General features: G+C 63.7%; 26 protein-coding genes and 3 pseudogenes. 17 read left to right on the top strand and 12 right to left on the bottom strand.

Annotated features, from left to right (window positions below; genetic code table 11):
* Positions 1-6: 6 nt before the first annotated feature.
* On the bottom strand, positions 7-1,602 hold the full coding sequence (locus TZ53_RS07160) for a DUF4153 domain-containing protein (protein WP_044660866.1): 1,596 nt from the start codon (positions 1,600-1,602) through the stop codon (positions 7-9).
* A 254-nt stretch (positions 1,603-1,856) separates the two neighbouring features.
* Between TZ53_RS07160 and TZ53_RS07155 the strand changes: the two genes are divergently transcribed.
* Positions 1,857-3,389 (top strand): vWA domain-containing protein, encoded by a 1,533-nt coding sequence (locus TZ53_RS07155; RefSeq protein ID WP_052628152.1) that lies wholly within the window; start codon positions 1,857-1,859, stop codon positions 3,387-3,389.
* Between the two features lie 39 nt (positions 3,390-3,428).
* Here TZ53_RS07155 and TZ53_RS07150 read toward each other — a convergent pair whose 3' ends face one another.
* The gene (locus tag TZ53_RS07150) at positions 3,429-4,208 is read right to left on the bottom strand and encodes an SDR family oxidoreductase (protein WP_044660865.1); all 780 of its coding nucleotides are present in this window, start codon (positions 4,206-4,208) and stop codon (positions 3,429-3,431) included.
* Between the two features lie 61 nt (positions 4,209-4,269).
* Entirely contained in the window at positions 4,270-4,599 is a 330-nt protein-coding gene (locus TZ53_RS07145) for a nuclear transport factor 2 family protein (protein ID WP_044660864.1), read from the bottom strand.
* 140 nt (positions 4,600-4,739) lie between these two features.
* Here TZ53_RS07145 and TZ53_RS07140 point away from each other — a divergent pair, with 140 nt between their 5' ends.
* Complete coding sequence (locus TZ53_RS07140; RefSeq protein ID WP_044660863.1) at positions 4,740-5,654, top strand: LysR family transcriptional regulator; 915 nt, start codon at positions 4,740-4,742, stop codon at positions 5,652-5,654.
* A gap of 70 nt (positions 5,655-5,724) precedes the next feature.
* Positions 5,725-6,102: a Rap1a/Tai family immunity protein gene (locus TZ53_RS07135; protein ID WP_226870093.1), complete on the top strand. Its 378-nt coding sequence runs from the start codon at positions 5,725-5,727 to the stop codon at positions 6,100-6,102.
* A gap of 239 nt (positions 6,103-6,341) precedes the next feature.
* Here the strand turns inward: TZ53_RS07135 and TZ53_RS07130 are convergent, their stop codons facing one another.
* Positions 6,342-6,563: a hypothetical protein gene (locus TZ53_RS07130; protein WP_044660861.1), complete on the bottom strand. Its 222-nt coding sequence runs from the start codon at positions 6,561-6,563 to the stop codon at positions 6,342-6,344.
* A gap of 122 nt (positions 6,564-6,685) precedes the next feature.
* Here TZ53_RS07130 and TZ53_RS07125 point away from each other — a divergent pair.
* A pseudogene (locus TZ53_RS07125) lies at positions 6,686-6,937 on the top strand (IS630 family transposase); the annotation flags it as partial.
* Between the two features lie 94 nt (positions 6,938-7,031).
* Here the strand turns inward: TZ53_RS07125 and TZ53_RS07120 are convergent.
* Both TZ53_RS07120 and TZ53_RS07115 read right to left on the bottom strand, forming a co-directional pair.
* On the bottom strand, positions 7,032-7,346 hold the full coding sequence (locus tag TZ53_RS07120) for a type II toxin-antitoxin system RelE/ParE family toxin (RefSeq protein ID WP_044660859.1): 315 nt from the start codon (positions 7,344-7,346) through the stop codon (positions 7,032-7,034).
* Positions 7,347-7,351: 5 nt separating this feature from the next.
* A complete protein-coding gene (locus tag TZ53_RS07115; protein WP_044660858.1) occupies positions 7,352-7,609 on the bottom strand; it encodes a ribbon-helix-helix domain-containing protein in 258 nt (85 codons plus the stop codon).
* A gap of 701 nt (positions 7,610-8,310) precedes the next feature.
* Between TZ53_RS07115 and TZ53_RS07110 the strand changes: the two genes are divergently transcribed.
* From TZ53_RS07110 to TZ53_RS27490, 4 genes and pseudogenes are all read left to right on the top strand, one after another.
* Positions 8,311-8,553, top strand: a complete 243-nt coding sequence (locus tag TZ53_RS07110; RefSeq protein ID WP_082166021.1) for an AbrB/MazE/SpoVT family DNA-binding domain-containing protein — start codon at positions 8,311-8,313, stop codon at positions 8,551-8,553.
* Positions 8,553-8,885, top strand: coding sequence for an endoribonuclease MazF (mazF, locus tag TZ53_RS07105; protein ID WP_044660856.1), 333 nt, complete (start codon positions 8,553-8,555; stop codon positions 8,883-8,885). The genes TZ53_RS07110 and mazF overlap by 1 nt, the downstream gene beginning before the upstream one ends.
* A gap of 274 nt (positions 8,886-9,159) precedes the next feature.
* Positions 9,160-9,429, top strand: coding sequence for a type II toxin-antitoxin system ParD family antitoxin (locus TZ53_RS07100; protein WP_044660855.1), 270 nt, complete (start codon positions 9,160-9,162; stop codon positions 9,427-9,429).
* Positions 9,429-9,626 (top strand): annotated as a pseudogene (locus TZ53_RS27490) (type II toxin-antitoxin system RelE/ParE family toxin); the annotation flags it as partial. The gene TZ53_RS07100 and the pseudogene TZ53_RS27490, both read left to right, overlap by 1 nt.
* Before the next feature lie 31 nt (positions 9,627-9,657).
* On the opposite strand, the gene TZ53_RS27485 reads toward TZ53_RS27490, so the two are convergent.
* Positions 9,658-10,614 carry a DUF6880 family protein gene (locus TZ53_RS27485; protein WP_052628150.1) on the bottom strand — a complete coding sequence of 319 codons (957 nt, stop codon included), beginning with the start codon at positions 10,612-10,614 and terminating at the stop codon, positions 9,658-9,660.
* 365 nt (positions 10,615-10,979) lie between these two features.
* On the opposite strand from TZ53_RS27485, the gene TZ53_RS26690 reads away from it, so the two are divergent.
* From TZ53_RS26690 to TZ53_RS27340, 6 genes and pseudogenes are all read left to right on the top strand, one after another.
* Positions 10,980-11,138 carry a hypothetical protein gene (locus tag TZ53_RS26690; protein WP_371873087.1) on the top strand — a complete coding sequence of 53 codons (159 nt, stop codon included), beginning with the start codon at positions 10,980-10,982 and terminating at the stop codon, positions 11,136-11,138.
* A pseudogene (locus TZ53_RS27915) lies at positions 11,123-12,222 on the top strand (TonB-dependent receptor). Before TZ53_RS26690 ends, TZ53_RS27915 begins: the two are co-directional and overlap by 16 nt.
* A gap of 113 nt (positions 12,223-12,335) precedes the next feature.
* Positions 12,336-12,479 carry a hypothetical protein gene (locus TZ53_RS26685; RefSeq protein WP_157009786.1) on the top strand — a complete coding sequence of 48 codons (144 nt, stop codon included), beginning with the start codon at positions 12,336-12,338 and terminating at the stop codon, positions 12,477-12,479.
* 43 nt (positions 12,480-12,522) lie between these two features.
* A complete protein-coding gene (locus tag TZ53_RS07085; protein ID WP_226870094.1) occupies positions 12,523-12,858 on the top strand; it encodes a hypothetical protein in 336 nt (111 codons plus the stop codon).
* Entirely contained in the window at positions 12,855-13,121 is a 267-nt protein-coding gene (locus TZ53_RS27345) for a hypothetical protein (protein WP_197565242.1), read from the top strand. Before TZ53_RS07085 ends, TZ53_RS27345 begins: the two co-directional genes overlap by 4 nt.
* 6 nt (positions 13,122-13,127) lie before the next feature.
* Complete coding sequence (locus TZ53_RS27340; protein ID WP_197565241.1) at positions 13,128-13,589, top strand: hypothetical protein; 462 nt, start codon at positions 13,128-13,130, stop codon at positions 13,587-13,589.
* 240 nt (positions 13,590-13,829) lie between these two features.
* Here the strand turns inward: TZ53_RS27340 and TZ53_RS07075 are convergent, their stop codons facing one another.
* The 3 genes from TZ53_RS07075 to TZ53_RS07065 all read right to left on the bottom strand — a co-directional run bounded on the left by TZ53_RS07075 (position 13,830) and on the right by TZ53_RS07065 (position 16,337).
* On the bottom strand, positions 13,830-14,264 hold the full coding sequence (locus tag TZ53_RS07075; RefSeq protein ID WP_044662922.1) for a hypothetical protein: 435 nt from the start codon (positions 14,262-14,264) through the stop codon (positions 13,830-13,832).
* Positions 14,265-14,317: 53 nt separating this feature from the next.
* Entirely contained in the window at positions 14,318-15,304 is a 987-nt protein-coding gene (locus TZ53_RS07070; protein WP_025546899.1) for an RraA family protein, read from the bottom strand.
* Between the two features lie 70 nt (positions 15,305-15,374).
* Positions 15,375-16,337, bottom strand: coding sequence for a ThuA domain-containing protein (locus tag TZ53_RS07065; RefSeq protein ID WP_238320140.1), 963 nt, complete (start codon positions 16,335-16,337; stop codon positions 15,375-15,377).
* 604 nt (positions 16,338-16,941) lie between these two features.
* Here TZ53_RS07065 and TZ53_RS07060 point away from each other — a divergent pair.
* The gene (locus tag TZ53_RS07060) at positions 16,942-17,355 is read left to right on the top strand and encodes a MarR family winged helix-turn-helix transcriptional regulator (protein ID WP_025546902.1); all 414 of its coding nucleotides are present in this window, start codon (positions 16,942-16,944) and stop codon (positions 17,353-17,355) included.
* Positions 17,356-17,432: 77 nt separating this feature from the next.
* Here the strand turns inward: TZ53_RS07060 and TZ53_RS07055 are convergent, their stop codons facing one another.
* Entirely contained in the window at positions 17,433-18,473 is a 1,041-nt protein-coding gene (locus TZ53_RS07055) for a LacI family DNA-binding transcriptional regulator (RefSeq protein ID WP_044660854.1), read from the bottom strand.
* A 40-nt stretch (positions 18,474-18,513) separates the two neighbouring features.
* Positions 18,514-20,646: an alpha-glucuronidase family glycosyl hydrolase gene (locus tag TZ53_RS07050; protein WP_044660853.1), complete on the bottom strand. Its 2,133-nt coding sequence runs from the start codon at positions 20,644-20,646 to the stop codon at positions 18,514-18,516.
* A 158-nt stretch (positions 20,647-20,804) separates the two neighbouring features.
* Here TZ53_RS07050 and TZ53_RS07045 point away from each other — a divergent pair, with 158 nt between their 5' ends.
* Both TZ53_RS07045 and TZ53_RS07040 read left to right on the top strand, forming a co-directional pair.
* Positions 20,805-23,180, top strand: a complete 2,376-nt coding sequence (locus TZ53_RS07045; protein ID WP_044660852.1) for a glycoside hydrolase family 3 N-terminal domain-containing protein — start codon at positions 20,805-20,807, stop codon at positions 23,178-23,180.
* A complete protein-coding gene (locus tag TZ53_RS07040; protein WP_044660851.1) occupies positions 23,177-25,549 on the top strand; it encodes a glycoside hydrolase family 3 N-terminal domain-containing protein in 2,373 nt (790 codons plus the stop codon). Before TZ53_RS07045 ends, TZ53_RS07040 begins: the two co-directional genes overlap by 4 nt.
* Positions 25,550-25,557 lie beyond the last annotated feature (8 nt).

Genomic DNA, 25,557 nt, shown 5'->3' with positions numbered 1-25,557 from the left:
ATAGGATCATTTCCCCGTCTCCGCTGTCAACGCAGGAACCGCATCGGGGGCCACATGGCTGACGGGCGATGGCGGCGGGACCAGCCTGCCGGCGCAGTCCCTGGGTCCCGATTTCAGGGGCGCGGGTGCGGCATCCGCCGCAATCGCCCGCGCCTGCTCCAGCCGTCCTTGCCCGGCCCAGGTCCAGCGCTGATCCAGTTCCGCCTCCAGCCTGGCCTGAAGCCGCAGCCTCACCGCCTGCACCCGCTCCCGGAATTCCGGTTGCAAACCGGGTCGCCGTTCCAGCGAGAGCAGGGGCAGGAGGGCCGAGTCCCCAAGCTCGCCCAGATAGCAGAGGTCCAGCGCCACGCCGCGTCCGCCGACCTCCCGCGCATGGCGTACATTCCATTCGGCCGCCACCGCCCCCAGATCGACGAAGCAGATGACGGTCAGTAGCAGCCCCGCCGCCGCCAGATTGACGTTGATCAGCCAGGACGCGCTCCGCTCCCGCAGCAGCCTCCAGCAGATCGCGGCCAGCCCGAAGCCGACCAGGGCCATCCAGACCAGCGCGGCGATCCGCAGGCGGGTAAGGGAATAGGCCTCGATATAATCCGCCGTGCGCAACATGGATGAGGCGACCAGGAAGACATTCTGCCCGATCCACAGCATCACCAGTCGCCGGATCGTCCCCATGCGCGCGGTTTCCGATCCCGGCCGCAGCGTCACCAGCACGAACAGGGCGGCCAGCAATGCGGTCGCGATCAGCGGATAGGCGCCCCGATGGGCATAGTCCGCCATGGTCATGCCGCCGGGCATCGGCGCCCAGCCCCAGAGCCAGGCGATGTCCATCAGGTTCTGAAGCGCGAAGATCAGGTTGAAGACGACCAGCGACAGCGTCACCGAAGCGACCGACACGCCGGGCAGATGCCGGTCGTGCCTGCCGTCGAATGTCGGCAGCAGGCGCAGCGCCAGGCGCGGCCGCAGCAGGCCCCAGATCGCCGCGAACAGCAGCCCCCAGAAGGCCAGCCGCACGATCAGTTCGGGCGACGGTTCCGGCAGCAGCAGCGAGGAGAAGAATTGCTCGATCAGCGGATTGGCGGCCGAAAAGAGCGTCAGGATCACAACGCTGCCCATCAGCGGCAAAGCCAATGTGCCGAGCGCCGCGTGCAGGCTCCAGCGCCCGGTCCGCCCCGCCGCGCGCAGCTTCAACAGGCGCTTCAGATCGATCAACGGCCCGAATGGCGCCCGCAGCCCCAGCCAGATCAGCCGCTGGAACCAGCGCCATCCGTCATCGAAGCGCGCCGTCGCTGGGATCAGCGCGGCCATGCCGGCCGCTACCCAGAACAGCACCCAGGCCAGCAGGCTCGCATCATGGAGCAGGGCCAGCGCGAACAGCGCCGCCGCGGCCATTGCCAGCAAGGCCCTCCGGTCGCGCCGCAGCACGGGCCGCCCGGCCAGCAGCGCGCTCAGCACGGCGAGTGCGAACAGCCCCAGATAGCCGCCATGGAGATGCCGTTGGTAGAACAGCCAGTCCCCGATCCCGACGATCGTCAAGGCGACCGCCAGCTTCCAGCGAAAGCGCGCGAGCAAGGGCAAAGGCGGCGGCATGGCAGAGGAACCCATCAATCTATCTCCCTGAATGTCAGGGAAGAATGCGGCTTCCCGACGCAGACCGGTGCGTGCCGACGATCAATAATTGGCGCAGTTCCGGTGCAGAAAATGTGCACGGCGCAGCGGAAATGACGGATTTCCGCGGGAAAGGCCCGATGCTGGACGCCGGCGGTGCTGCACGCCGCGCCATTGCTCTCCACCCGTCGCTTGCCAGCGTCATTTCATCGCCCTTATTTTCTCTCTACCGAAGCAGTGGAGAAACGTGCATGCGCGCACATCTTGCAATCACCACCCTCGCTTTCCTTCCCGTTCTTGTCCTTTCCGGATGCGGTCAGGCGCCCGGCGGCTCCGTCTCCTATGAAGCGGTGAATGACGCCGCCCCGGGCGAAAATCGCGAGCGCTATGACGGCCATCCGGTCAGCCCGGTCCATCAGGTCGCGGCCGAGCCCGTCTCGACCTTCGCGGTCGATGTGGACACGGGCGCCTATGCCAATGTCCGCCGCATGCTGCTGGGTGGCCGGACCGTCCCTGCGGAGGCGGTGCGCACGGAGGAGATGATCAATTATTTCCGCTACGACTATCCGCTGCCCGACGATCCGTCCGTGCCCTTCAGCGTGACCACCGATCTTGCGACGACGCCCTGGAACCCCGGTACGCGGCTGCTGCGCATCGGCCTGCGCGGCTATGACGTGGCCCGGTCGCAACGGCCGCCCGCCAATCTGGTGTTCATGGTCGATGTGTCTGGATCGATGCAGGATGCCGACAAGCTGCCTCTGGTCAAGCAGGCGCTCTCCATGCTGGCCGACGCCCTGCGGCCCGACGACAGCATATCCATCGTCACCTATGCCGGCTTCGTCGAAACGCTGGTCGAGGGCAGCCATGACCCGGCGGAGATCAAGGCGGCGCTGGACGGGCTGGCCGCGAGCGGATCGACCGCGGGCGGCCCGGCGCTGGAGCGCGCCTATGACACGGCCCGCGCCCATTTCATCCCCGGCGGCATCAACCGCATCGTCATGGCGACGGATGGCGACTTCAATGTCGGCCTGTCCGATCGGGAAAGCCTGGAGGAGATGGTGAGGCGGAACCGGGAGGACGGCGTCACGCTCACCACCCTGGGCTTTGGCCAGGGCAATTACAACGACGCGATGATGGAGGCGGTGGCCGACCTCGGCAATGGCAACCATGCCTATATCGACAGAGCCATGGAGGCGCGGAAGGTGCTGGACGAGGAACTGTCCTCCACCCTCTTCACCATTGCCAGGGATGTGAAGGTGCAGGTGGAGTTCAACCCGGCGCTGGTCAGCCAGTATCGCCTGATCGGCTATGAGAATCGCGGCCTTGCCGAACAGGATTTTGCCGACGATCGCGTCGATGCGGGCGAGATCGGCGCCGGGCATCAGGTGACGGCGCTCTATGAGATCGTCCCGGCGGGCGAGGCGGGTTGGCTGGCTCCGCGCAGATATGCCGCCAATCGCGCCCCGGTCGTTCCGGCGGGGGACGGTGGAGAGATCGCGACGGTCCGCCTGCGCTACAAATTGCCTGAAGAGACGCGCAGCCGCCTGATCGAAAAGCCGGTTGCCTCCGCCCTCCTTGCCGAAGCGAGCATGCCGCGGCGCGACATGGCCTTTGCCGTGGCGGTCGCGGCCTTCGGACAGAAGCTGCGGGGGGACAGGCGGCTGGGCGACTTCGGCTATGCCGACATCGCCCGCCTGGCGGGCAGCCAGAATGACTATTGGCGGCAGGAATTCGTCCAGCTCGCCCGGCTTGCGGGCCATGACGCCGATCCATGGCTGAGGTGAACCCGGGGCGGGACCGGCCGTCCTGCGGCGGGACAGGGGTCACACGGTCGGCACCGTCCCGCCGTCGATGACATATTCGACCCCGGTGATGGCCCCCGCGCGATCCGACGCCAGGAAGGCGATGAGGTTGGCGACTTCTTCCGGCCTTGCCGGCCTGCCCATCGGTATTCCGCCCAGGGAGTCCATGATGATCTTCTTGCCCCGGTCGATGTCGCCGCCGTGTTCCGCCGCCAATCGGCGGGCCAGTTCGATGGAGGCTTCCGTTTCGATCCAGCCGGGCGAGACGCGCACGACCCGGACCCCGCTGGGCGCCACTTCCTTAGAGAGGCTCTTGCTGTAGGTGGACAGGGCTGCCTTGGCCGCCGCGTAAGCTGTCGTGGCTTCCGGCAGGGGCAGCTCCCGCTGGATGGAGGTCACATGGATGACCACGCCATGGCCCCGCGACACCATGTCCGGCACCAGTTCCCGGTCCAGCCGGACGGCGGGCAGCAGGTTGAGATCCAGTTCCTTGCGCCATTGGTCGTCGCTAAGCGCGGAAAAACCGCCTGCCGGAGAGGAGGAGCCGCCCAGCATGTGGACGATGATGTCCACGCCGCCCAGCCGGTCCTTCACCGCTTCCGCCAGTTCCGCGCAGCCCCCGGCCGTGCTCAGATCGGCGGCGACGAAACGCGCATCCGGCATGTCGGCCGGGCGCGTCCGGGCGGTGGTCAGAACATCCGCGCCAAGGGTCTGGAAGAGGCTGACCGTAGCCGCCCCCGTTCCCCGCGTGCCCGATGTGATCAGCGCCCGCTTGCCCCGGAGGGTGAGAAACGGCGTCATGCGCCGAACTTCCGATGCGCCGCCGTCGACCCGATCAGCGGCCGGTCATGACGATCGGCCCTCATGGCACGATCTCCAGCTCAGCGATCTTCCCGCCTTCCAGCATGAAGAAATAGCGCAGGTCCAACGGACTGCCGGGGAAATCGCCTGCCAGATGGCAGGCCACGACAATGCGGTCACCCTCTTTCGCGAGGGAGAAGGGTTCGGCCGTATAATTATATTTTCTGAAGGACTCCGCTTTCCAGTGCCCGATTTTTGCTCGGCCCCGGTAGATATTGCCTTCATCCCTCACCACCGCTGTCTCGGTGAAACAGCGTGATACGCTGCCCGCGTCCTCGGCGCGGTCGGCTTCGAAATAGTCAACTATAGCCTTTGGCAGATCGATAGCCACGTCTCTTCTCCTTCCATTTCCGACAGCCGGGGATGCGTGCGTCGATCCCTGTCCGGCTCGATCGTCGCATCAATTTAGGGGTGGATATGCTGCGCGATAATCGGGATAAAGGGGGATACGGCATCCCGAAAAGCAGGACAATGGCAAGACATAGCCTGATCGAACTCGATTCCGTCATCGCCATCATGCGCAAGGGCTCTTTCCGCGCTGCGGCGATCGAGCTTGGCATGTCGACCACCGCGCTCAGCAATGCGGTGGGCAAGCTGGAGCACCAACTTGGCGTGCGCCTGTTCAATCGCACCACCCGCAGCGTTTCCTTGACCGATGCCGGTCGGCATTTCGTCGGCAAGGTCGGTCCCGCGCTCCAGGACATTCACGAGGCGATGGACGCTGCCCGGTCGCAGCAGGAGACGCCTTCGGGGACATTGCGCATCAATGCGTTCGCAACCGCTGCGCGGGAAATCCTTGCGCAACTCGTCCTCCCCTTTCTGCGGCGCTATCCGCAGGTTCATGTCGACCTGGTTACCGAAGGCCGGCTCGTGGATATCGTGGCTGACGGTTTCGACATCCGCCACGTCGACCTGGTTCCCAGCGACATGATTGCAGTCCCCCTTGGCCGCTGTCGGCGCTACGCCGTCGTCGCTTCGCCCGCCTATTTCGGGCAGCGTGACAAGCCGCAGGTGCCGCCGGACCTTCTGACCCACCCATGCATTCGTGTCAGGCTGCCGAATGGAGCCCTTTACCGCTGGCAGTTCGAAAAGGATGGCCGGCAGGCTCAAATCGATGTCGACGGGCCGATCACACTGGATGAGGCCAGTCTTGCGCGCATTGCCGTCCTGGACGGTTTCGGCATAGGCTTCTTCATGGAATCCGATATTCAGGAAGACGTGGCCGCAGGACGTCTCGTTCGCGTTCTGGAAGACTGGACACCACCGCTTTCATCACTATGCCTCTATTATCCAAGCCGGCGAAATCCGTCCGCGGCGTTCAGGGCCTTCCTCGATCACGCCCGCGATTTTGCGGCATCGACGGTCGCGACGCGGGAAACCGGTTAGCAGCAGCGGAAGTTTGCCGTTGGAGGGCTGTATAGTTCTGCGATCCTTTATCGTGCTTTTGAGAGTGTAGATGATGAAATCTGGCAAACCGGCTTATCTGCTGCTGGCGGTTGCGGCGGGGACTTGCTCTCCAGCGGCGCTGGCCGGCTTCTACACCGGGGAAGAGCTTTACGAGCTTTGCTCCACTCCGCGCAGCAGCAATGATTATCTGGAGAAGACCTATGAGTGCATCGCCTATATCACCGGCGCCGTCGATGCATTCAATACGACGCGGGAGGTCAATAAACTGAAAAGTTGCATTCCGGCCGATGTGACGATCAGCCAGCTGAGGAATGTGACGGTGGATTATCTGCGCGACAATCCGGAAGAACGCAGCGCTTCGGCATCCAGGACCGTATTCGCTGCGACGCGAAAGGTCTGGCCATGCCCCAGGACAAGGAAGCGCTGACCCCGGCGGGCTACGTGCATCGGATCGGGCGTGATGGGGAAGGCCTGATGGGGCGGCGCTCGACATTCCCAACCCTGCTGACCAAGGCAATGTCATATATGATCTGAAGCGAACCTGCCGGTCATCCATTGGTCAACAAGCCTAATAGTTGGCTGAGAAATAGCAATTTGATGGAAAGCGAAGCCTGGAAGTAACTATGCGGCCTTGGGGGAAGCCGCACATTGAGGTTGAGATTGCTATTAGCCGCTAGCAGAATGCAACTCGCGTTGACGCGCCATAATGTCGAGGATCTGTTGCCGATCCTTGTCATTCCACTGCTGACGCTGCCGTCGATGGCGATCCTCATCCATTCTGGCCGCATTGATCTGGCCCCTTTCGCCCTCAGCGCATCGCTGCTGATGACGATCGGACAGATGGGTTTCTTTGTCGCGGGTGAAGTCGTCTCCGTTGATCGTCGCCAACAGTTGCTGGATATCATCGTCGCCAGTCCGGTATCCTATGCCGTTATTTTGCTTGGGCGGGTGGGCGTGCTCACCGCGCTCGGCATACTGGGATTTGAGGAGGGGTGGATAATCGCCTGGGGTATCTGTCGCCGCCCAACCGTGCACTCGTTCTCAGCGTCGACGAGAAGTCCCAGATCCAGGCGCTCGACCGCGAGCAGCCGGTTCTGCCGATGATGCCCGGCGTACCTGAGCGCCGCACCCACAGCTACGTTCGGCACGGCACGACCTCGTTGTTCGCCGCGCTCGACATCGCCTCAGGCTTCGTGATCGGCAAATGCTACAAGCGCCACCGGGCAACCGAATTCCTCGACTTCCTCAAGCAGATCGACGCGCGGGTCAGCCATCTTGCCCTGCGGTGCAGCGGACCGACGGTTTAGGCTGCTGTCATCGGAAGATCTCTGAAAGCCAACTCAACACGGCTAGGGATCAATTCGGCACATCCTCTCGGAAACGCTCGATCTGATGCATGCGCTCGTGCAAAATGGTGACAATACCAACGGCACCATCGGACAAGATACGCCAATAGACATAATGATGCTCATACCGGCAATAGAAGCCTTCGACGCCGAGTCCCCGGGGGATATCCCGCCAAGCAATGCGGCGTTCGGCAATATCTTCAAAGCGAACAAAAAGGCAGCGAATATAACGGTCGGCCTGATCCTGTCCCCATTGCTCGCGTGTATAGTTGTAAATGTCATCTATCCGGCGGCCGGCGGCGTGCTGCACGCGATAACTGATCATGAGACTTAGTTGCGAGCGTTACGGGCAATAATTGCGTCGGCATCAAGCGGCAGATATTCGTTCTCTGATACGGCAAATGCGGCGGTCAACTCGGCCTTTAAGAGCGCCAACCGTTCGCTCTCGACCCGTTCCTTGTCACGCCGAATCAGGTCTCGAACATACTCGCTCACATTTTCATAGGCCCCCGCCTCCCCGACGTTAGCGGACACAAAATCGCTGAGAGAGCCGCTGACGCGGACATTCAAAGTTATAGATTTCGACATAAGACCAGTCCCCTGTCCACAAGATAAGGAATAATGAGGACGGAAGCAAGGGCATACGTCAGCAGCAGTACGGGCAGCGCCGGTGACGACCCTTGCACTAACCCGCTCTACGGGAGGGTCGCTTGGGGCGCGTTAGTGCGGTAAATATGGGCCTTTAGCGGGCGAGGTTGCCCACTGAGGTTGGAAGTTTCTTCAGCGAAGAGGAACTTGCCGTGACTGTCTCGATCAACACCGCCCCGATCAGCCTACTGCGTCAACGGATGTAGCACGACATGATGATGCGGGGTCTCGGTCCCCACACCCAGAAGGATTATGTGCGCCATGTGAAGCGTCTGGCTGCCTTTCTCGGCCGCCCTCCCGACACGGCGACGCCTCGTCCGGCCGCACATGACGCTTGGTCGCCATGAAGCTGTGCACGGTTGCCGCCATTGGTCCGTCGCCTCGTCGTCGTGGGCTGGACGAATGCGGTCGAGACGGCGTGGCAGAAGGTCAGCGGAACTTATTCGCTCTGCTTTGACTGGGATTTCGCGCCCAACTGGGTGATCGAAAACATCGACTGGTCAGATCCGGCAAATCCGTATCGGTTGCCGACGACATCGGCACCAACTTGTGCACACCCCATGCACCGAAAGTCGATACAATGTTGATACATGTTCGTGTTATGATAATGTATTATCAATATCGATACGGTGGAGATGGTTATGCGTGTGCGAGTGAAAAAGTGGGGTAATAGTGCTTCGGTCAGGATTCCTTCCTCGATTATGGCCGCGGCTGCGCTGCATATCGATCAGGAGGTGGATGTCAGGGAAGAAGAGGGCCGGGTCATCATCGAGCCGATCACCGCACCTGCCTTCACTCTTGAGGGGTTGCTGGCGGGCATGAAGCCTGAAAACTTTCCTGAAAACGTCGATTTCGGTCCGCCTGTCGGCAATGAGCTTTGGTAATGGCCAAATATGTCCCCGACATGGGCGATATCGTCTGGCTAAACTTTGATCCCCAGGCTGGACATGAACAGGCTGGTCATCGACCTGCCCTTGTCCTGTCACCGGCAGCCTATAATCGCGTGCGCGGGATGATGATTTGTTGTCCTATGACGAGCAAAATCAAAGGCTATCCCTTTGAGGTGTTAATCAGCCAGAACCTGCCAAGTGCTGTATTGGCAGATCAGCTCAAAAGTGTTGACTGGATGACACGGAAGGCGACCAAAAAAGGAACAGTATCGCAAGCGGCGCTGCTGGAAGTTCAGGCAAAAATCCGTGCTCTGTTGGCGATTTAACCTATATCCCGTCAGGCGATTTTTCTGCCCCATGGGCAGCGTTCCCCGGCAAAAAATCTCGCGGGCGATCCGCTGGAAAGGATGGCGGCATGCCGACCTGCCTCGTGCGTGCATGATGAAGGCAGTCCGTCTGCCTCGACGTTTTTCGGCGTGGTCAGCGGAGGCGATCACTCTTTGCCCGGTTACCAGGCGCAAACGCCGCAGTCTTCGTCAATCTGTGTCTTGCATGCTACTATCATAAAGTGATATTCATCATCGACAGAGGAGTTTGGCCATGCCTTCCAGTTTCACCCTGGGGCCGCATTTCGAGGGCTTCATCAAGCAGCAGGTGAACAGCGGCCGCTACGCGTCTGCCAGCGAGGTCGTTCGCGACAGCCTCCGGCTGCTCGAAGAGCAGGACGCCATCCGCCAGGCTCGGCTTGACGCGCTCCGTGCCGAGATCGAACGGGGCGCTGCCAGCGGCCCGGGCATTCCCGCCAGTGAGGCTTTCGCGAACGCCCGGCAGCGGATCGCGAATATGGCCGCCGGCGCTACCGATAGTTGATGGGTCTCGAATTTTCGCCGGCTGCTGCTGCTGATCTTGTCGCGATCGCCACCTTTACCGCGCGCGACAATGTTCTTCTGGCCGTCACCTTCGTTGATGAACTCGAAGGGGCTTGTGCGAAGATCGCCGACTTCCCCCGGTCCGGCGTTGCCCGGCCTGAGATTCGTGCCGGGCTCCGGTCCAAGCCGCACGGCAGCTATGTTATATTCTACAGCGTTTTGGTTTCGGTCATCCGCATTGAGCGCATTCTGCATGGCCCAGCGCATCGAGCGCCGCGATCCGTACCCGATCCCAGTTTGGCCAATGACCACCTTTACGCCGTATTGCTTCGGCCGCGTCGAGCGCGGCTATCGCCTCCGCCGCGCGGCCCGCAGCCAGCAGGCGCTCGGCAATGGCTGCGGCTATCGCGGGATTATGGCGCTGGTCGGCCGGACATTGCGCGATGAAGGCATCGACATCGCCCAGCGCATCGGCAATGTCGACCAGCGCCTGGCGGACAAGCCGCTCATGCCGCCGGGCTTCCATCTCATCCTCGTAGAAAACGCCGCCTGAGCCAAAGCCGATGACGCGCCGTTCGCCCTGGGGCGGCCGCTGCTGTACTTCGCGCGCCATGGCCTCGAATTTGCGCCTGAGGGATTTCAATCCTGCTTCGCCAAGCGGCTCCGTCATCAGGGTGACGAGGCCGTGGAACTGGCCATGGTCATTGTCGCAGACGCTGTCGAACACCCGGTCGACAAGCTGGTCAGTGGGCAGGCGGGCCGCAGCGGCCAGCGCGCCAAGAACAGAGAGTGCCGTTGCAAACACGGTGCCCAGCGTACCATGGCTGTCGTCGCACCAGCTGAGCACCGGACGGGCCAGCGCGATCAGCTTCCAGAGCAGCTCGAACGCCGTTGCCGGATCGGTGGGCGCGATATGCTCCATGATCGCGCGCCGCTGCGCCTCGATATCCCGGGCGAGGGGCTTCACCTTGTTCCAGTCGACAAAGGCCTCCGCCTTGGCGATGGTGGCGAGGCGCTTGGCGACCTCTCCAGCGACATCGCCGCTGCCGTTTGCGCTGGCAAGCTCCAGGCGCAGGCGCCGCTTGGTCTGGGCATCCACCGCCACGAGCTCCAGCAGTAATTGCGCCAGCCGATTGGCGCCCAGCGTCTCGAGATTGGCCTGGTTGAGAGTTTTGGAAGAAGCCATGGAATCTGTCTGTCGTCAGATGGTGCAGGGCGTCAAGGGTGGAACGGTGTGGGGTTTGAGGCTGGGTGACTGCCCGCGCATGCGCGGGCAACGGGCTGACGGGCTGGCGCCCCGAGTCCCGCTGCTCGGGTCTCGGCCCTCGCGGGCGTTCATCCCTGCCGTGGTGGCGTGTGGGGAGGGGGGAAGACATCGCGCGGCTGTCAGTGGGCGATACACGCGCGCGAATGGGGACCTTGGTCTGGAGAGGTCGTGCCGATGCGGAGGCGGACGCGTCCAGCCGCGCCGCCGGGATCAGACAAGAGAGGGATCTCAGATTTTTGTCGCCGAAAAATGGGTTTCGAGCGACAGAATGAAAGGTCAAGTCAATGAACATCGTTGAAGTTCGTGAAATCAACGGTCGCCTCGAAGGCCGCATCGCCACCCGCACGATCGATCTCCCCCGGAGCGGGCTGCGCAAGGTCGAGAGCATGAATCCCAGGGCGCCCGCCTATGAAGTCATCGCCCTCAGATCGGCAAGACCGTAACGTATAATTATTCAGCCTATCTCCAGGCCAATTATCGCCTGACCGACCGGCTGACGCTGACCGCCGGCGGGCGCTATATCAGCATCCGGCGCGCATTCGATTTTCAGGACGTCAACTATGACCTGGACGGCCATCCGATCGATCCGACGTTCTATCCGCAGGTGAAGACAGGCGGCGCGATCCCCGCGCTGGGCGTCACTGTCGCCGCGACGCAGGTAAATTTCGACAATAGCGGCGTGCTCAACAAGAAGACCTGGCATGCGTTCACGCCGAAGGCAGGCATTTCCTACCAGGCAACGCCGACGATCTTCCTGTTCGCCAACTATGCCAAGGGTTTCGACGCGGGCGGCTTTACCGCGCGCTTAACCTTGCCACCGCGCTGCCCTATGATCCTGAGACGGTCAATGCGTTCGAGATCGGCTTCAAGACAGACTGGTTCGATCGCCGGCTGAGGGTCAACGCTACAGGTTTCTATAACGACTATAAGGATCTGCAGACAGCGGTGTCGGCGTTCAGTCCGATCTCCGGCACTTATGTCAGCACGCGCGGCAATGCGCCGTCAGCGCACACGCAGGGCTTCGAACTGGAAACCTCGGCAGAGCCGACCAACAATCTGTCGCTGGCTTTCAATGTCACCTATCTGACAACCGAATATGACGATTATTCGGCGCCGGCGCTGGGCACCGTTCCCGCCTATAACTATACGGGCAAGCAATTTCCCGGTCAGCCGAAATGGCAATATTTCGCGTCCGCCGACTGTTCGATCCCGATTGAGGGGCTGGGCGCGATCAAGTTCGGCGGCAGCGTCAACTGGCAGACCGGCTATTTCTCCGACCAGCTCAACAATCCCCAATATCGGATCGGTTCGAAGCATTTCGTAAATGCCTTCATCGGTTTCCAGACTGCTGACAAGCGGTGGGATTTCACGCTGACGGCGCGCAACATCGGCAATGAATTTTATTATTCTACGCTCACGCCGATCGGCACGGCCATCAAGGCCGGGCCCTATGCGGGCACCTTGCTGCTGCAAGGCGCTCAGAACCCGCCGCGCACCATCTTCTTCAAGGTCGGCTTCAAATATTGATCCTTTCCGCCCGCGGCCACAAGCGGCTCTTGCGTGGCCGCGGGCGACCTGCGCTCCTCGTGATCCCTCAGTCCCCGCCATGAAAGAAACATTCCTGTCGGGGCCGGGCGCACATGGCGATCAAGCTGGGACAGGCCATGTTCGAGACTTGGGTGATACACCCCGCGACGCACGTTACCCTCCATGAGGCGGCGCGCGAGCTTTCGCGTGAGGACGATCCGATGGATTTCCTGGCGATCATGACGGCTGGAACTTGATCTGCGGAAGAGCTATATCGGGCTTATGGCAAAGCGGAGCAAAATGGCTTCGGCGAGCATGCGCGACGGAAAGACCGGGATTATCATCGGGCCTGCGGGCTCGAAGCGCACGCGGACGGTCACCACCAAACTGGGTAATGTGACCGTCAGTGCCCAGAAGCCGTCGGCCGCGCTCGTCAAGGATAATGTCAAGCGCAGCTCCCAGGCGTTGGAGCGTGCCGCGGCTCGTATCGTGCGGGGCGGGGTGGCTATTCCTCAGCGCAAGAATGTGCCGCTCTATTCGGTTGATGAAGATAATCCCAAGATCGTCATCCGTAAGCTCAACGGACAGGTGAGTCGCGGCCAGCTTGTCGACGGCAAGTTTCAAGAATTTGCGTGACGGCGCTCAAGGGCGCGGTAGACCAGATACTTTCCGCACAGGTCAGGACCGACAAGCCGCTCGCGATCATTCTGGCCGGTCATAACGGGTCGGGCGAATCGACGATGTGGCGTAAGATTCTTGCGCAAAAGCTCCAGCTGCCGTTGCTGAACGCGGATCGCATGATGCTTTCGATTCTGCCGGAAGCCCAGGGGGACGGATCGCTTGTGGACTGGGCGCAGGAATTGCGCGACACAAACCTCGGCTGGATGCAGGTGGCGTAAAATGGCGTGAATACGTTCGCCGCCCATGCCATGGCCGCGAAGGTGCCATTCGCAACCGAAACCGTCTTCAGCCATTGGGAAGAGCGGCCTGACGGCACGGCTGCCTCGAAACTCGACACGATAACCGATCTTCGGGCGGCGGGTTATTTCGTCCTGCTATTTTTCGTCGGTCTTTCGAACGCCGATCTGTCCATATTGCGCGTCAGCCAGCGCGTGCTTGAACATGGCCACGGCGTCGACACCGGCAAACTCGTCTCGCGGTTTCCCAGGACGCAGAAGGCCATATCGCACGCGCTGGGCGTGGCCGACGCCTCCATATTGACGGACAACAGCCGTGACGAAAAGCGGGCCTTCACCGTGTGCCGGGTCCAGCTTGGCGGCGAAGCGCTTTATGACCTGCGGGATGGCGCGGACAAGGTCCCACTGGCCATCACCGAGTGGCTCGACGTCGTAAGCCCGCTCGCCTGATGAAGGGGCAGTTGATCGGGAACGGCTGTTGATATTTGCATGCGAATAGTTGGGACAGGCAGGTCAAAGCCTGCCGCATTCGCAACCTGTCCGTGTCTACGCGCAAGTGGGCTATGGTGACGACTTCGGTTCAATAAGCTGAATTCGAGGAAAATGTCCCACCGATCGCCGCCTGAATCTCAGCGCGGCCGGACCTTGCAATCCGGTCGCGCTGAGGCCGGTACTGTCCGCCGGCTGCGGTCAGTCGACGAAGATGGCCTGGAACACGATCTTGTCGTCGCGCACGATGAAGGCGTCCTTGCCCGAGACCTGCTGGGGCTGCCCCTTGAACTGGACCCAATGCAGGATGACGCTGTCCGGGCCGGCCGGTTCGATGGTCGTTTCCATCGCCTTGATGCCGGGATGATGATCCTTGTCGGTCAGCGTCGTGAAAACGCGCCGCGCCTGCGCCTGACCCGAATAGATGCCCGGCCCCTTGGCCGGCGCCTGATCCGCGACCAGCCCCTGGGGAGTCACGACGACGGTGTCCGCGGAGTAATCGTCCATGATCGGCTGCAACTTGCCGGCTTTCATGCTCTCGACATGACGGGCGACCACTTCGGCGGGTGTGGCGGCTTGGGCGGCCCCGGCCAGGCAGAGACTTAGGAGGGTGGCGAAGGGGAGGCGGAAGTCCATGTTGGCGGGGCCTTTCTCAAGCATTTCGGGGGGAAGGGTGGGTTGCGGGCCGGTCATCCCTCATAGGGGATGCCCGCTTCATGATCGCGGATGATCTGCCTTACGGCGTCGGGCTTCACGGGCAGCTTGTTCTGATTGGCCTGGAGCCAGGCGAAGAAGTCCGCCTCGATCGCGTCGGTCCAGCGGGTGTCGATCTGGCCGGCGGTATATCTGCCTTCGCGCAGGCGCATATGGCCGAACATATCGCGCAGCCGCGTATTCTCCGACAGCTTCACCACCTTTTCGGCCAGTTGCGGCGGGATGAACAGCACGCCGCCGTCCCGGCCCAGCACGACATCGCCGGGCATGGCGGTCGCCTTGCCGATGCGGATCGGACCGTTGATGCCCACCATCGTCGAATTGAGCCGCGCGCCCGTCGCCATGGCGCCGAAATGATGCGACGGATCGTAGGAGCGGACGAAGGAAACGAAATTCGGCAGTTCCCTGAGGCCGTTGATGTCGCGCACCGCGCCGTCATAGACGACGCCGTTGCCGCTGCGGGCGTAGATGGCGTTGCCGACATTGTCGCCGATCGATGGGCCGTCCTGCTTCAGCCCGAAATGGTCGCTGACATAGACGTCGCCCTTTTGCAGCATGTCGACCGGCCAGGCGTTCATGGCGCCCTTGCGTCCGTCGTCGGCGCCCTGCTTTTCCAGTACGGTCTGGATGTCCGGGCGGCCGGGCAGCCATTGGGAGGTCAGCGCCCGACCGACCAACACCTTGTCGGGGAAGATGGACAGCCAGCCATCCTCATATTGATGGTTGAAGCCGGCGCTGCGCAGCGTCGCCCAGGCTTCCTCCAGAGTGACTTCCCGCATCCGCTCCAGAATGTCGTCGGGGACCTTCGGCCGTCCGTCCGGAAAGCGTTCGCCGGTCCAGGCCGGCGTATGGCGGATCACCTGTTCGCGCGTGAAGAAGCCGTCCTCGGCCAGCGCGTGCTGCGGCAGCAGCATGGCCGCGAAGGCGAGGGCGGCGCCCTTCAGCCGCCGGTCGAATCCCATGGCTCGGTATCTCCCTATCCTGTGCGTGGTGCAGCGCCGATCCGCGCGGCGGCCGGTCGGACCTTCCATTCTAGAATTCCGGCGGCATCTGGTCGTTCGCGCCGCCGCGCGGCACCTCGACCCCTGCGGCCCACAGTATTCCATTCACCAGGAACCGGCGTTGCTGCGGATAGAGGTGCATGTTGTCATGGAAGTCGTTGCCGCCCCACACGACCGAACGTCCGCCGTCGGGCCGCTCATAGGCCCAGGCGACCGGACCGCCGGTGCCATTGGCCGCCTGTGACGGCCGGGCGGTGAGCAACGGGGTGCGGCGGGGATTGTCGGGCAGGAAATAGCGCGCGTACATTTCCTCCCGCGGCGTCCAGGGCTTGACCCCGCGCAGGATCGGATGCTTGCCGGGGATCGGCCTGATCGCCCATGTGTCGACGGGATTGTGCGAGACATAGGGAATCCAGACGCCGCCCAGCCAATCGTTCAGATAGAGGCGGCCTGCCCGGTTATCGACGAACATCGTATAATGATAGACGACCAGCCCCGTCTTCCTGCGCTTCAGAAGCGCGTCGAAACCCTTGAGCGCGGCACTGGTCTCGGCATTATAGCCCAGACCGTCCGTTTCGGCATATTGCTGGAAGATCGCGCCGGTTTCGCGCTTCAGCCAGTCGCCATTGCCGTCGATCACGATGGCGTCGGCCGCCTCCAGCATTGCCCGATCCCGCGGCTTTTCTCCGACGATGACCTGCGTCTTCACCTCTCGCGCCGCGCCGGAATGTTCGAGCAGCCAGGCCAGTTCGCGCAGGTCCTTCTCATATTCATGGCGGCCGGGCGCGCCATGCTGCTTCGGTCCCGCGAATAGCAGGATGCGCACGGGCGGCAAGGGCGCCGTTCCAGCCGGCATCGGCAACAGGAAAGCGACCGCCATGGCCGCCAGCGCCGCACCCACCGGGCGCGGAGTACGGGAATGGCTTCGCTTCCTGCCCGGCGGAGCAGCCATATTGCGGACCTTGCGGGCCCAGCTCGTGAACGTCCCTTTCAACTCATCCTCACCAGCAAAGATTTGTATCGCGACTCTCTCGGTCGATCCTATCCTATATGATCTGCCACAAAGTGATGGACATACCAAGACCCCGCCGCATATTTCCTGCGATCATGTCTTGGAGTTGTTCGGGGAGTGTTGGTGCACGCGCGTCTGCCACTGGCTGAGACAGAGCAGATCATGCCGCTTCTACCGGCCATCTTGTGCCGGATCTTGGCTTGAAGGCATTCACTCCACAGCCTGAACGCCTTTAGTCGGAGCGAACCATGGCTGATCGCGATTTGGAAGTGTCTGCTTGGCCGTCCTTACCGGGGAGGGGAAAGCCTCCGCAATGCCTGGCTGACCGCGAAGGCGATGAATGCCTTTTCGGAAGAGCGGGTGGGATCTGCCAATGGCCTGATCACTTATGTGGCCATGCCTTATTTCAATGACGCCGTCAGTCCGGCGGGCTAACCGCAGATCGCCCGCACGCGCCGATGTTCCTCTGCCGCCGGTAGAAATCGCGCCGGGACCGACGCGGGGGTTCACGAATCATGCAAATCCTTCTTTGATGCGTCAGGCTGCACGATCAAATCGCGACGCGATACATGAAGATGAAGGTCAGATGGAAGCAGACGGCGCCATATTGCAGGATGAAGATTATGCGGCGCTGGCGGAATTCCGCTTCGCTCTGCGCCAGTTCCAGGCGTTCAGCAGCGAGCGGGCGGCCAGGGTGGGACTCACCCCGCAGCAGCATCAGGCCTTGCTCGCCCTGCGCGCTGCGCCGGCCGAGGATGCGACCGTCGGCTATGTCGCACGGCGGCTGTTGCTAAAGCCCCACAGCGCGACGGGGCTGGTCGACCGGCTGGAAAAGCTGGGGCTGGTGACGCGCCATGCCAGCGCCACGGACCGGCGGCGCTCGCAATTGCAATTGACGCCGGACGCGCTGGACCTGCTGGCGAAGCTGTCGGCCACGCATCGCGATGAGATCCGCCGCTTGCGTCCGCTGCTCAACCAGTTGCTGGCGCGCTTTGCCTAGGAAATTTCAGCTCCCATGATAGCGGTGGAAAGCTGCTCCAGCCCTTGCGGCAGGACATGGTTGGCGGGCCGAGCCCGCTACCCACGTCGGTGGTGCAGGCGCGGAACCGCGTCGGATTGCCGGCGGACCAGGCTGTAGTCCAGTCGCGCCAACCCCCGCCCGTCCACTTCTTCCCCGCCCTTCATGGCATCCGCCAGCAGGGTCATGGCGGCCCGGCTCATGTCGCGAATCGGCTGGCGGATGGTGGTGAGCGTGGGCCAGATCGCGGCGGCAAGCGGCGTGTCGTCGAAACCGCAGACCGTCAGATCGGCCGGCACGCTGATCTGACGCTGATGCGCGATGGTGATGGTCGCCGCGGCCATATCGTCGTTGCAGGCGAAGATCGCTGTCGGCGGCGTCTTCAGGCTCAGCAGATGCGCCGCCGCCTCCAGCCCGGACCGGTAGCTGAAATCGCCCTCGACGATATAATCTTCCTCAACCGGCAGGCCTTGCGCGGTCATGGCGACGCGAAAGCCCTCCAGCCGTCGCGCGCTGGAACGGTGCTGGGAATTGCCCTGGATGAAGGCGATGCGGCGGTGGCCGAGGTCGATCAGATGCCGCGTCATCTCGCTCGCGGCCTGGCGGTCGTCTATCGCGACGACCATCATGCCATGGTTCTCGTCCGGCGCGATCGCGACCCACGGAATGCCCTGCCGCCCGAGCGCCTGCGCCAGTTCGTCCCAGTCGCACAGGGGCGGCGGCACGATGACGCCGGAAACGCGCGCCTGAAGGACCTGGGCGACGATGTCCTGCGCCGTGGCGCCCATCTCGCACTGTTCGACCACCAGGTGGAGGTGATGCTTCGCCGCCTCGTCCAACCCGCCCAGCAACAGTTCGCCCAGATAGGCGGAGGTCGTCGTATTGCGGTAAAGCAGCGCCACTCGCCGGTCGTCGCCCCCGGCCAGCGCCCGGGCGGAGACATTGGGCGCATAGTTCAGTTCCGCGATCGCCTTTTCCACCCGGGCTCGGGTCTGGGGGCTGACCCAGCTCTGCTTGTTCGCGACGCGCGACACGGTCATCACGGACACGCCGGCCCGCGCTGCAACTTCCCGGATTGTCGGCGGCTTACGTTCGTTCATGGTCGTTCACCGCCTAGCCTTTGCGGCCCTTGAAAGCCAGTCATGGATTGCCCGGCGCATAGGGGAAAGCGAGCGATTTGTACCAGTTCAGATCATGTTCCGGCGGTGCCGTGCCCGCCGGCAGCGGGCGTTTGGACAGCGTCTGGAAATAGGCGATGCTGGCATCGCGCCACCATTTCGCCTCGCGATGCTGGATGCCGAGGAAGGACTGCGTCTGGGCGAAGCGTTCCGCATCGACATAGGGACGCAGGCTGTCCCACGTCCTGCGCATGGCCGCGACATAGGCGACCCCCGCGTCATAATGTCGGATGAGGCCGTTCCACAGGGTTTCGCCCGATTTCAGCTTCGCGTCCCAGCCGACATGGTGGAACCAGAGGAGGTCGCGTTCCGGCGTCGTCTTCGGGTCGGCGAGCATCCTGGCGACCGGCGGGGCATATTGGGCGATGGCGTTGCTGCCGGTCCTCGTCCGGTCGAAGCCGATCCCCTGCGCGTCCGCCTTGTGATAATAGACCGGGTTCCATTCGGGCCGGGCAAGCTCTGAAATCCAGGGAGCCGGGCCGTAATGATGGCCGGTGCCCATGACATGGGACAGGCCGAGCGGGGTCATATAGTCGACCGCCGCCTCCCGGGATCCCATCATCATGGCGACGACCGGATCGACCACCTTCGCATCCGTCGAGAAAGTCTGCGCCGCCCATTCGCGTGCGATCGCCTCCGCCGACAGATCCGGGTCCCAGGCAAGGCGGCCGAAGGCGTACCAGTCCGCCTGGTTGAAGATCGATCCGCTCCAGTCGCGGTCGGCGCCGATATTGGCGACGCCGGCAATGCCGGTCAGCTTGTGACCCTCCAGCGACCCGTCGATCACCCTGGCCACGGTCGACCCCTTGCCGCGGGCGAAGGTGTCGCTTTTCAGCGTCTCCTCGAACAAGGGCCCCAGATAGGTGAGGTGGGTCGACTGGCCCAGATATTCCTTGGTGATCTGGAATTCCATCATCAGCGGCGTCCGGGGCATGGCGCCGAACAGAGGATGGAAGGGTTCGCGGGGCTGGAAGTCGATCGCGCCGTTCTTCACCTGCACCAGCACATTGTCCGCGAACTGGCCGTCCAGCGGCTTGAAGTCGCTATAGGCCTGCTTGGCGCGGTCGTCCGGATTGTCATGCGCATAGACGAAGGCGCGCCACATCACGATGCCGCCATGCGGCTTCACGGCCGCGGCCAGCATATTCGCGCCATCGGCATGGGTACGCTTGTAATCCTGCGGCCCCGGCTGCCCTTCGCTGTTCGCCTTCACCAGGAAGCCGCCGAAATCGGGAATGGCCCTGTAGATCTCGTCGGCCTTCGCCTTCCACCAGGCGGCGACTGCCGGGTCGAGCGGATCGGCGGTCCCGAGGCCGGACAGCTCCATCGGCGCGGTCCATTTCACCGACAGATAGACCTTGATGCCATAGGGCCGGAACACGTCCGCCAGCGCCGCCGCCTTGGCGATATACGGCGCGGTCAGGCTGTCGGACTTGGCGTTCACATTGTTGAGGACCGTGCCGTTGATGCCGATGGAGGCGTTGGCGCGGGCATAGTCGGCGTATCGCGGCCCCTTCCAGTCGGGCAGGCGCCACCAGTCCCAGATGGATTGCCCGGCATAGCCGCGCTCCACCGTGCCATCCAGATTGTCCCAATGGTTGAGCAAGCGCAGCTTCATGCGCGGCGCGCTGCGAATGTCGAGCCGGTCCAGCGGGGCGCCCGTTTCCGCCAGCCGCAAATAGGCATAGGCCCCATAAAGAAGTCCGGCATCGCCATTGGCCGCGATCACCGTCACGGACTGGCCGTCCAGCGTGACCGAGCGAATGGCATAGCCCTCTTCGCCCAGCCCATCGAGCTTCACTGGCAGATCGGGGGCGGAAGCCGGAGTCGCCAGCCAGATCGCGCCATTCATGGGCTTGTCAGCCAGCGCCGGCGCCGCGCCATTCGCGCCCGCAAGGCCGCGCATCAGTTCATCGCGGGCGGCCAGCGCAGTCGCACCGCGGCCCGGCGCAACGATCGCCGTGGCGTGCCGCGCCAGATTGCCGCCATCCTGCACCTTTTCGTGCCGCAGCCACAGATCATAGCCGTCCTCCGCCATGGCGGGCGCCGTCATCACGGCGGTGGCGACGGTCCAGCAGAACAGACGCGCGAACATAGGTCCCCTTTCCTCTCCTTCCCGTCTTCGCCCGAACCGACGCTTCGGATCGAAGGGCATTGACAGGCCGCTCTTGTCTGAGCAATGTTAACGCTATCAGTTGGGATGCGGCAAGCAAAAAGCTGGAAGCCGCCGCAAAAAAGGGGAGAGGCTGTTTCGTGATCCGGTTCCGCAAGCTGTTGGGCGCGGTTTCGCTGCTGACGCTGACGGTCGCGACGCCCGCCGTCCCCGTTCTGGCGACGCCTGCGTCGACGGGCGCGCGTCCGCTCTACAAGGATGCTTCCGCGCCCATCGAATCGCGGATCGACGATCTGCTCTCCCGCATGACGCTGGAGGAGAAAATCGCCCAGATCACGGCGGTGTGGACCGACAAGGTCAAGATTTTCGATGAGAGGTTGCAGCTCGACCCATCGAAACTGGCGCAGATCTTTCCCCATGGCATGGGGCAGTTCACCCGCCCGTCCGATGCCAAGGGGGCCTTTTCCCCCCGCGAAGTTCCCGGCCGAAATCCGCGCCAGACGGTGGCGCTGGTCAATGCGCTGCAACGCTGGGCGACGACGCGGACGCGGCTGGGCATTCCGATCCTGTTCCATGAGGAAGGACTGCACGGCTATGCGGCTGTTGGCGCTACCAGCTTTCCGCAGTCGATTGCCCTGGCCTCATCCTGGGACCCTGACATGCTGCGCGAGGTGAATGCCGTCATCGCCCGCGAGATCCGCTCGCGCGGCGTCAGCCTCGTCCTTTCCCCCGTGGTCGACATCGCCCGCGATCCGCGCTGGGGCCGGATCGAGGAAACCTATGGCGAAGACCCCTATCTGGTCGGTGAAATGGGGGTGGCCGCTGTCGAGGGGCTGCAGGGCAAGGGGCGTTCGCGCCTGCTGCCGCCGGGCAAGGTGTTCGCGACGCTCAAGCATCTGACAGGCCATGGCCAGCCCGAAAGCGGCACCAATGTCGGTCCTGCGCCGGTTTCCGAACGCGAACTGCGCGAGAATTTCTTTCCGCCCTTCGAACAGGTGGTGAAACGCACCGGGATCGAGGCGGTGATGGCCAGCTATAATGAAATCGACGGCGTGCCCTCCCACGCCAATCGCTGGCTGCTGCGCGATGTGCTGCGCGGCGAATGGGGCTTCAGGGGCGCGGTGGTCAGCGACTATTCGGCGATCGACCAGTTGATGAGCATCCACCATATCGCCGGCGATCTGGAACAGGCGGCGGGGCGCGCACTGGATGCGGGCGTGGATGCGGACCTGCCCGATGGCCTCTCCTATGCGACGCTCGGCCGGCAGGTGCGCGAGGGCAAGATCAGCGAGGCGCTGGTCGACCGCGCCGTGCGGCGCATGCTGGAACTGAAATTCCGCGCCGGCCTGTTCGAAAATCCCTATGCCGATGCGGCGGCGTCGGAGAAGATCACCAATAATGCGCAGGCCCGCGCATTGGCGCTCAAGGCGGCGCAGCGCTCCATCACCCTGCTCAAGAATGACGGCATGCTGCCGCTGAAGCCGGAGGGGAGCATCGCCGTCATCGGCCCCAGCGCCGCCGTGGCGCGGCTGGGCGGCTATTATGGCCAGCCGCCGCATAGCGTCTCGATCCTCGAAGGCATCAGGGCCAAAGTCGGAACCCGGGCGAAGATCGTCTTCGCGCAGGGCGTCAGGATCACGGAGAATGACGATTGGTGGGCCGACAAGGTCGTCCGGTCCGATCCCGCCGAAAACCGCCGCCTGATCGCGCAGGCGGTCGAGGCGGCCCGTCATGCCGATCGCATCGTCCTGACGCTGGGCGACACGGAACAGTCGAGCCGCGAAGGCTGGGCCGACAATCATCTGGGCGACCGGCCCAGCCTGGATCTGGTGGGGGAGCAGCAGGACCTGTTCGACGCGCTGAAGGCGCTGGGCAAGCCGATCGCCGTGGTGCTCATCAACGGCCGCCCTGCCTCCACCGTCAAGGTTTCGGAACAGGCGGACGCCATTCTGGAGGGCTGGTATCTTGGCGAGCAGGGCGGCCATGCCGTGGCGGACGTGCTGTTCGGGGACGTCAATCCGGGCGGCAAACTGCCGGTGACCATCCCGCGCTCGGCGGGACAATTGCCGATGTTCTACAATGCGAAGCCCAGCGCGCGGCGCGGCTATCTCTTCGATACGACCGATCCGCTCTACCCCTTCGGTTTCGGCCTCAGCTATACGAGCTTCGACCTGTCCGCACCGCGACTGTCGGCCGCGAAGATCGGCGTCGGCGGCACGGCCAGCGTGTCGGTCGACGTGCGCAATGGCGGCCAGCGCGAGGGCGACGAGGTCGTCCAATTATATGTGCGGGACAAGGTCAGTTCCGTCACCCGGCCGATCAAGGAGCTGAAGGGATTTCAGCGCGTGACGCTGAAGCCCGGCGAGGTTCGCACGGTGACCTTCACGGTCGGGCCGGAAGCGCTGCGGATGTGGAACGATCATATGGACCGCGTGGTCGAGCCGGGCGATTTCGAGATCATGACCGGCAACAGTTCGGTCGCGCTCAAATCGGCAACGCTGACGGTGGTGCCATGAACGGTTTCGCGCGCCGGCAGGCGCTGGGCCTGCTCGCTTCGACCTCGCTGCTCGCCGCTGTGCCCGCCGCCGCGAAGGGGAGGGGCGGGCCGCTCTACAAGGATGCTTCCGCCCCCATCGACCTGCGCGTCAGGGACCTGCTGGCGCGCATGACGCTGGAGGAAAAGGTTGGCCAGATCATCGCGCTCTGGGCGACCAAGGCCGACATCATGGACGATCTGACCTTCTCTCCCGCCAAGGCGAGCAAAGCCTATCCCGACGGCTTCGGCCAGATCACCCGCCCGTCCGACCGCCGCGGCGCCCCGAACGGATCGACCCAGGCGGGCGGCGTGGGCGCGCGCTGGCGGACGCCTGCCGATACCGTCGCCTTCATCACCGCCGTCCAGAAATGGGCGACGGAGGAGACGCGGCTCGGCATCCCGGTGCTGTTCCATGAGGAGGCGCTGCACGGGCTCATGGCGACAGAGGCGACCATGTTCCCCATGGCGATCGGGCTCGCGGGCAGTTTCGACCGCCAGTTGATGGAGGAGGTTCAATCCGTCATCGCCCGCGAGGTGCGGGCGCGCGGCGTCCATCTGGCGCTGTCGCCGGTGGTCGACATTGCCCGCGACCCGCGCTGGGGCCGGATCGAGGAGACCTTCGGCGAAGACCCCTATCTCTGCGCCGAGATGGGCGTGGCCGCCGTGCGCGGCCTTCAGGGCGAGAGCAGCCGGATCGGCCCGGACAAGGTCATGGCGACGCTCAAGCACATGACCGGCCACGGCCAACCCCAGAGCGGCGAGAATATCGCGCCCGCGCCGATCTCCGAACGGGAACTGCGCGAGAATTTCTTTCCACCCTTCCGGGAGGTGGTGAAGCGCACCGGCATCGCCGCCGTCATGCCGTCCTATAATGAGATAGACGGCGTGCCTTCGCACCAGAACCGCTGGCTGCTGAACGACATATTGCGCGGCGAATGGCGTTTCGACGGCACCGTGGTCAGCGACTATGGCGCGGTCCACGAACTGGACAGCATCCACCATGTCCAGCCCGACCCGGAGGCGGCGGCACGCGCCGCGCTGCGGGCGGGCGTCGATTGCGAACTGCCCGATGGCCAGACCTATCGGACGCTCGTCGAACAGGTCCGCGCGGGCAAGGTGCCGCTGGAGGCGGTCGATCTGGCCTGCGCCCGGATGCTGACGCTCAAGTTCCGCGCGGGCCTGTTCGAAAATCCCTGGCCGCGCAAGGATCATGAGCGGCTGACCGGCAATGCGGAGGCGCGCGCGCTGGCGCTGAAGGCGGCGCATCGCTCCATCGTGCTGCTCGGCAATGACGGCACGCTGCCGCTCACGCCCGGCGCGCACCGGCGGGTTGCGGTGATCGGTCCCAACGCCGCCATTGCGCGACTGGGCGGTTATAGCAGCGTCCCGCGCCAGACCGTCTCCCTGCTGGAAGGCGTGCAGGCGAAGCTCAAGGGCAAGGCGGAGGTCGTCCACGCCCAGGGCGTCTTCATCACGCGGAGCGAGGATCGCTCTGCGGACGAGGTGCTGCTGGCCGATCCGGCGGAGAACCGCGCCCTGATCGCGCAGGCGGTCGAAGTCGCGAAGACGGCGGACATCGTCCTGCTCGCCATCGGCGACACGGAACAGACCAGCCGGGAGGGCTTTGCGAAGAACCATCTGGGCGACCGCACGAGCCTGGACCTGCTGGGCGAGCAGAACGAACTGTTCGCCGCGCTGAAGGCGACCGGCAAGCCGGTGGTGGTGTGCGCCATCAACGGCCGCCCGCCCAGCTATCCGATGGTCGCAGATGGCGCCAATGCGCTGCTGGAGTGCTGGTATCCGGGGCAGGAGGGCGGCACCGCCATGGCCGACATCCTGTTCGGGGACGTCAATCCCGGCGCGAAGCTGCCCGTCACGGTGGCGCGCGACGCGGGGCAGATACCGATCTTCTACAACCGCAAGCCATCGGCCCGGCGCGGCTATGTGTTCGAGGATATTTCGCCGCTCTTCCCCTTCGGCTTTGGCCTCAGCTACACGCATTTCGAATTTGGGCCGCCCCGCCTGTCGTCGCCGCGCATCGGCACGGGCGGCGAGGTGACGGTGGAGGTCGACGTCCGCAATGCCGGGCAGAGGGCAGGGGATGCGGTCGTGCAGCTTTACGTCCGCGACCAGACCGCCAGCGTCACCCGGCCGATCAGGGAACTGAAGGGCTTCGAACGCATCACGCTGGCGCCCGGCGAGAGCCGCGCCGTGCGCATGACGCTGGGCCCCGCCGCCTTCGCGCTCTGGAATCTCGACATGGAGGAAGTGGTCGAACCCGGCCTGTTCGACGTCATGACCGGGCCGGACAGCGAAAATCTCCAGAAAACCACGCTCGAAATCATCTGAACAGGATC

Source organism: Sphingobium sp. YBL2 (assembly GCF_000943805.1).
GTDB lineage: Bacteria > Pseudomonadota > Alphaproteobacteria > Sphingomonadales > Sphingomonadaceae > Sphingobium > Sphingobium fuliginis.
This window is presented reverse-complemented; position numbering and strand designations above follow the sequence as displayed.

Excerpts from the sequence above, each read along its gene's own strand:
- TZ53_RS07120 (WP_044660859.1), bottom strand. The coding sequence starts at position 7,346 with ATGATCAGTTATCGCGTGCAGCACGCCGCCGGCCGCCGGATAGATGAC.
- TZ53_RS26685 (WP_157009786.1), top strand. The coding sequence starts at position 12,336 with ATGGCGATCAAGCTGGGACAGGCCATGTTCGAGACTTGGGTGATACAC.
- TZ53_RS07150 (WP_044660865.1), bottom strand. The coding sequence starts at position 4,208 with ATGACGCCGTTTCTCACCCTCCGGGGCAAGCGGGCGCTGATCACATCG.
- TZ53_RS07100 (WP_044660855.1), top strand. The coding sequence starts at position 9,160 with ATGCCTTCCAGTTTCACCCTGGGGCCGCATTTCGAGGGCTTCATCAAG.
- TZ53_RS07155 (WP_052628152.1), top strand. The coding sequence starts at position 1,857 with ATGCGCGCACATCTTGCAATCACCACCCTCGCTTTCCTTCCCGTTCTT.
- TZ53_RS07070 (WP_025546899.1), bottom strand. The coding sequence starts at position 15,304 with ATGGGATTCGACCGGCGGCTGAAGGGCGCCGCCCTCGCCTTCGCGGCC.
- TZ53_RS07160 (WP_044660866.1), bottom strand. The coding sequence starts at position 1,602 with ATGGGTTCCTCTGCCATGCCGCCGCCTTTGCCCTTGCTCGCGCGCTTT.
- TZ53_RS07115 (WP_044660858.1), bottom strand. The coding sequence starts at position 7,609 with ATGTCGAAATCTATAACTTTGAATGTCCGCGTCAGCGGCTCTCTCAGC.
- TZ53_RS07040 (WP_044660851.1), top strand. The coding sequence starts at position 23,177 with ATGAACGGTTTCGCGCGCCGGCAGGCGCTGGGCCTGCTCGCTTCGACC.
- mazF (WP_044660856.1), top strand. The coding sequence starts at position 8,553 with ATGGCCAAATATGTCCCCGACATGGGCGATATCGTCTGGCTAAACTTT.
- TZ53_RS07140 (WP_044660863.1), top strand. The coding sequence starts at position 4,740 with ATGGCAAGACATAGCCTGATCGAACTCGATTCCGTCATCGCCATCATG.
- TZ53_RS07110 (WP_082166021.1), top strand. The coding sequence starts at position 8,311 with ATGCGTGTGCGAGTGAAAAAGTGGGGTAATAGTGCTTCGGTCAGGATT.
- TZ53_RS07055 (WP_044660854.1), bottom strand. The coding sequence starts at position 18,473 with ATGAACGAACGTAAGCCGCCGACAATCCGGGAAGTTGCAGCGCGGGCC.
- TZ53_RS07075 (WP_044662922.1), bottom strand. The coding sequence starts at position 14,264 with ATGGACTTCCGCCTCCCCTTCGCCACCCTCCTAAGTCTCTGCCTGGCC.
- TZ53_RS07085 (WP_226870094.1), top strand. The coding sequence starts at position 12,523 with ATGGCTTCGGCGAGCATGCGCGACGGAAAGACCGGGATTATCATCGGG.
- TZ53_RS07060 (WP_025546902.1), top strand. The coding sequence starts at position 16,942 with ATGGAAGCAGACGGCGCCATATTGCAGGATGAAGATTATGCGGCGCTG.
- TZ53_RS27485 (WP_052628150.1), bottom strand. The coding sequence starts at position 10,614 with ATGGCTTCTTCCAAAACTCTCAACCAGGCCAATCTCGAGACGCTGGGC.
- TZ53_RS26690 (WP_371873087.1), top strand. The coding sequence starts at position 10,980 with ATGAACATCGTTGAAGTTCGTGAAATCAACGGTCGCCTCGAAGGCCGC.
- TZ53_RS07135 (WP_226870093.1), top strand. The coding sequence starts at position 5,725 with ATGATGAAATCTGGCAAACCGGCTTATCTGCTGCTGGCGGTTGCGGCG.
- TZ53_RS07050 (WP_044660853.1), bottom strand. The coding sequence starts at position 20,646 with ATGTTCGCGCGTCTGTTCTGCTGGACCGTCGCCACCGCCGTGATGACG.